The organism is Mesorhizobium sp. M7A.F.Ca.CA.004.04.2.1 (assembly GCF_004022825.1).
In the GTDB taxonomy this organism is placed as follows: domain Bacteria; phylum Pseudomonadota; class Alphaproteobacteria; order Rhizobiales; family Rhizobiaceae; genus Mesorhizobium.
Genome location: NZ_RZPH01000511.1, coordinates 1 through 4,199 on the forward strand (window position 1 = coordinate 1; position 4,199 = coordinate 4,199).

A 4,199-nucleotide genomic window follows, 5' to 3' on the forward strand; every position below is an offset into this window, starting at 1 on the left:
GGCGCATGCTGCGCGAAGCCAACATGGCCTCGATGAACTATCACGGTTTCGTCGAGGGTGACGATATCGGCAAGGGCGTGGTCGACGTCGTCGTCACCGAAGGCTTTGCCGGCAACATCGCGCTGAAGACGGCGGAAGGCACGGTGCGCCAGATCGGTGGCTATCTGCGCGCGGCGATGAGCCGGACTCTGATGGCCAGGATCGGCTACATCTTCGCCAAGGGCGCCTTCGATCGCCTGCGCGAAAAGATGGATGTCGGCCGGTCCAACGGTGGCGTTTTCCTGGGGTTGAGCGGCATCGTCGTCAAAAGCCATGGCGGTGCTGATTCTGATGGGTTCGCCGCCGCGATCGAACTCGGCTATGACATGGTCCGCAACAACCTCCTCGACCGCATCGAGGCCGATCTGGACCTGTTTCATGCGCGCAACCCGCGTGCCCTGTCATCTAGGAAATCCGACGTCGTCACCGACGCAAAGGAATAGGAAAGAACTTTGATCAGATCAGTCGTGCGCGGCACGGGCGCCGCGCTGCCCCGCCGAATCATGAAGAATGCCGATTTCGAAGGCATGGTCGAGACCTCCGATGAGTGGATCGCCCAGCGTACCGGTATTCGCCAGCGCCATATCGCTGGTGACGACGAGACCACGGCTTCGCTGGGGGAAGCAGCGGCACGTGCCGCACTTGCCAATGCCGGCCTCACGCCAGTCGACATCGATCTGATCGTGCTGGCGACCTCGACGCCCAACAACACATTCCCGGCCACTGCCGTCGAGATCCAAAACCGGCTCGGCATGCATCACGGCTTTGCCTTCGACCTGCAGGCGGTCTGTTCGGGCTTCGTCTATGCCGTGACCACCGCCGATCTCTACATCCGCGGCGGCCTGGCCAAGCGTGTCCTGGTGATCGGTTCGGAAACATTCTCGCGCATCCTCGATTGGAGCGACCGCTCGACCTGTGTGCTGTTCGGCGACGGCGCCGGTGCCATGATCCTGGAAGCAGGCGAGGGGACGGGCGCGATCGCCGACCATGGCGTTCTGGCGGCCAGCCTGCGCTCCGACGGCACGCACAAGGACAAGCTTTTCGTCGACGGCGGGCCGTCGACCACGGGTACGGTCGGCCACCTCCGGATGGAGGGCCGCGAAGTCTTCAAGCATGCGGTCGGCATGATCACCGACGTGATCGAGGCGACGTTCGCGCAAGCGGGTATCTCAGCCGATGATCTCGACTGGTTCGTGCCCCACCAGGCCAATAAACGAATTATTGACGCTTCCGCCAAGAAGCTCGGGATAGCTGAGCAAAAGGTGGTGGTTACGGTCGATTTGCACGGTAACACCTCGGCTGCTTCCGTGCCGTTGGCGCTGTCGGTGGCCGTCGCCGACGGCCGCATCAAGAAGGGCGATCTCGTCCTCCTGGAAGCGATGGGCGGTGGCTTCACCTGGGGCGCTGTCCTGGTTCGCTGGTAAGTGCCGAACGGTCCAGTTTCGGTCCTTGACCTTGACGGATCAATTACTTAGGCTCTGCCGTTGTTGTGCCGAATTTTATGTTTTGAGCTGATGGGACGGTCGCATGGGGGGAAAGACACTTACGCGCGCCGACCTTGCCGAGGCAGTTTACCGGAAGGTCGGCCTGTCGCGCACTGAATCGGCCGAACTCGTCGAAGCGGTGCTGGATGAAATCTGCGAAGCCATCGTGCGCGGCGAAACGGTGAAGCTGTCGTCCTTCGCGACATTCCACGTCCGCTCCAAGAACGAACGCATCGGCCGCAATCCCAAGACCGGCGAGGAAGTGCCGATCCTGCCGCGTCGGGTGATGACCTTCAAGTCGTCGAATGTGCTGAAGAGCCGTATCTTGCGCTCCCATCAGAGCGGCAAGGCCAAAAGCGGCAAGTAGTCCTACTGCGCGGTTGAAAACCGTCGCCGCCATGACGCCGGGCTTGAATATTGCTTCATAAACCGCTGAAATAAGCCCCGATTCGGCAGGTAGGCCGGATCATCGTCCAGCGTGAGGATTCGCCCATGGACAAGAGCCCCGACGCCTTTCGTACCATCAGCGAGGTCGCCGAAGATCTCGATCTGCCGCAGCATGTGCTGCGCTTCTGGGAAACGCGTTTCAACCAGATCAAGCCGATGAAGCGCGGCGGCGGCCGTCGTTACTACCGGCCGCAGGATGTCGAGCTGATCAAGGGCATCCGCCACATGCTCTACGACCAGGGCTACACCATCAAGGGCGTGCAGAAGCTGTTGCGCGAGAACGGCAACCATTTCCTGGTTGCCATCGGCAATGGCGACATGGCCGCCGTAGAGGCGATCTCGCAGCGAAAGCAGGCCGATCAGGTGCCGCTGACGCCTGCGGCCCAGCCGCGCGGCATGGACGACGAACTGGTTGGCCAGCCCCGCGTCAAACCCAGCCGCCGCTTTTTCGGCCTGGGCAAGAGCGACGAGGAGGGTCCGGTGCAGCCGGATGCGTCGAAACTCTCGCGCGACAACAGGGCCTTGCTGCAGGAGGCGCTGTTCGACCTCCTGGAATGCAAGCGCCTGCTTGACCAGGTGCGCTGACCGCGGCCCGACGCGGCATCGACAGTTCGAAAGCCGGAACCCGTCTTCCGGTGAGGCGTTACGCTTCCTTCTGCAAGTGAAGGAAACATACCAATGGCATCATTTTCGACCCTCTCCGACATCGATCTCGACAGGCAGGTCGCGGCTCTTACCAAGGAACTGGCCAGCTTGAAGAGGGCCGTGGCAAGGCGAGGCGGCGCGTATTACGAGGACGGTCGCGATGCCGCGCTGGACACCTATTCCGATCTTGCCGGGCGCCTGCGCGACGCCATGCCGGCAATCCGTAAACAGGGCAGGGTGATCGAGAGGTCGGCCCGCGACCATCCGGCGGCTGCCGCGGCGGTAGGCCTTGTGGTGCTCGGTCTTGTCGCCAGTCTGCTGTTCAGCCGGCGCTGAATTCTAAAACCCAATCCCAGGGATAAGAAGCAAGAAGTGACAGCTCGCCTCAGGGCGATCCGTTTATTTTCCTTGCGGTCGGCTATGTCTGTCGTCGCTCCGGCATCTGGCGAGGAGCGCGTCGGCGGGCGCCCCGCATCTCTGTGCGGCCGGCGCAGGAATGCGGATTGGTCGAGCCGCCGGAGCCGCTCAATTTCGCCGGCGAACGCCGGATTGGTGGTCGTGCAATAGCCAGCGCCGGGATAGACGACGATCTCACCGGCGTAGGGGGGCTGGACTTGCGTGAACAGTCTTCCGCGATCGAGCCTCGCGGGGCCGAGAAGACCGGCCTTGGACAAGAAGCCAAGGCCGGTCTTCTCGGTGGCGGTCTGCGGAGCTTAGGCCTTGTTTCCGATCACATGGTGGTGGTGGCGGTGATGATGGTGGTGGCGGACATGGTGGCGATGATGATGGTGGTGACGATGATGCTTGGCCATCGGGGCCGCATCCGCGCTCGTCGCGCCGATGACGGGCACCGTGAAAGCCAATGCAACTGCAAGCCCGAGGGCCGAGAGGAGGGACTTCTTCATGGATGGTTTCCTTTTGTTTCGCGGGCGCATATGGATCGGGGCGATAGCCCGGCCGCCGCGAATGGAATTACGCGCCTGAATTTTTTCGTCAGTATTTCCCGATTGTAGAATTTTGTTTCTGGACTGTTTCTGCCCAATCCAGCCTCCCGTCACCATGCACGGCAAGATCGAGAGGCGGCCATCGGCCGCCTGTTCGACTACATCGGTGGCACGACGCCGTTGGTTCCGACCACGACGCGGCTGGCGCTCAGTGCGCCGTCGCTGCCCCGCTCAGCGGTGACGAAGACCGTCGCACCCGGCTTGAGGTCGGTAGGCGTCGCCGGCGCGAAGGTCACGACGGGCGTGGTGTCGGGGATCGAAATCTTCTTGGTCTGGCCATTGTCATAGGTCAGGGTGACGGATCGCCCGCTTATATCGGTAACGTCGGCGACGGTGCCGTTGGTCATCCGGCTGTTTGGCTGCAGGTCCCAGGGACGATCGCCTTCGCCAGTGCCTTTCAGCGCGGCCGGAAAGACCACCACCTCCAGGGCGCCGCTGCCGCCATCCGCTTTCGAAACAGAGGCAATGCCGAGGAAATCGCCCTGCTTGATGTCCTTTGCCGAGGCGTTGGCGACGCCCGAGATCTTCCAGCCAGCCTTGAGCTTGATCGCATCGGTATCGCCCTGGCGGGTTTTCACGG

At 62.4% G+C, this 4,199-nt stretch carries 6 protein-coding genes and 1 pseudogene; 6 read left to right on the top strand and 1 reads right to left on the bottom strand.

What is annotated here, in order from left to right:
• The 6 genes and pseudogenes from EN893_RS21325 to EN893_RS38170 form a co-directional block, all read left to right on the top strand.
• Window positions 1–482 (top strand): annotated as a pseudogene (locus EN893_RS21325) (phosphate acyltransferase); the annotation flags it as partial.
• Window positions 483–491: 9 nt separating this feature from the next.
• On the top strand, window positions 492–1,463 hold the full coding sequence (locus EN893_RS21330; protein ID WP_127272084.1) for a beta-ketoacyl-ACP synthase III: 972 nt from the start codon (window positions 492–494) through the stop codon (window positions 1,461–1,463).
• Window positions 1,464–1,566: 103 nt separating this feature from the next.
• On the top strand, window positions 1,567–1,890 hold the full coding sequence (locus tag EN893_RS21335; protein WP_013532231.1) for an integration host factor subunit alpha: 324 nt from the start codon (window positions 1,567–1,569) through the stop codon (window positions 1,888–1,890).
• 125 nt (window positions 1,891–2,015) lie between these two features.
• A complete protein-coding gene (locus EN893_RS21340) occupies window positions 2,016–2,555 on the top strand; it encodes a MerR family transcriptional regulator (protein ID WP_127270980.1) in 540 nt (179 codons plus the stop codon).
• A gap of 93 nt (window positions 2,556–2,648) precedes the next feature.
• Window positions 2,649–2,951, top strand: a complete 303-nt coding sequence (locus EN893_RS21345) for a hypothetical protein (RefSeq protein WP_127270978.1) — start codon at window positions 2,649–2,651, stop codon at window positions 2,949–2,951.
• A 167-nt stretch (window positions 2,952–3,118) separates the two neighbouring features.
• A complete protein-coding gene (locus EN893_RS38170; RefSeq protein WP_164748806.1) occupies window positions 3,119–3,628 on the top strand; it encodes a hypothetical protein in 510 nt (169 codons plus the stop codon).
• A gap of 89 nt (window positions 3,629–3,717) precedes the next feature.
• Here EN893_RS38170 and EN893_RS21355 read toward each other — a convergent pair.
• Window positions 3,718–4,199: hypothetical protein (locus tag EN893_RS21355; RefSeq protein WP_128361757.1), on the bottom strand; the 482-nt coding region annotated here is incomplete at its 5' end.

Coding starts and splice junctions, on each gene's coding strand:
- EN893_RS21340 (WP_127270980.1), top strand. CDS start 2,016: ATGGACAAGAGCCCCGACGCCTTTCGTACCATCAGCGAGGTCGCCGAA.
- EN893_RS21335 (WP_013532231.1), top strand. CDS start 1,567: ATGGGGGGAAAGACACTTACGCGCGCCGACCTTGCCGAGGCAGTTTAC.
- EN893_RS21345 (WP_127270978.1), top strand. CDS start 2,649: ATGGCATCATTTTCGACCCTCTCCGACATCGATCTCGACAGGCAGGTC.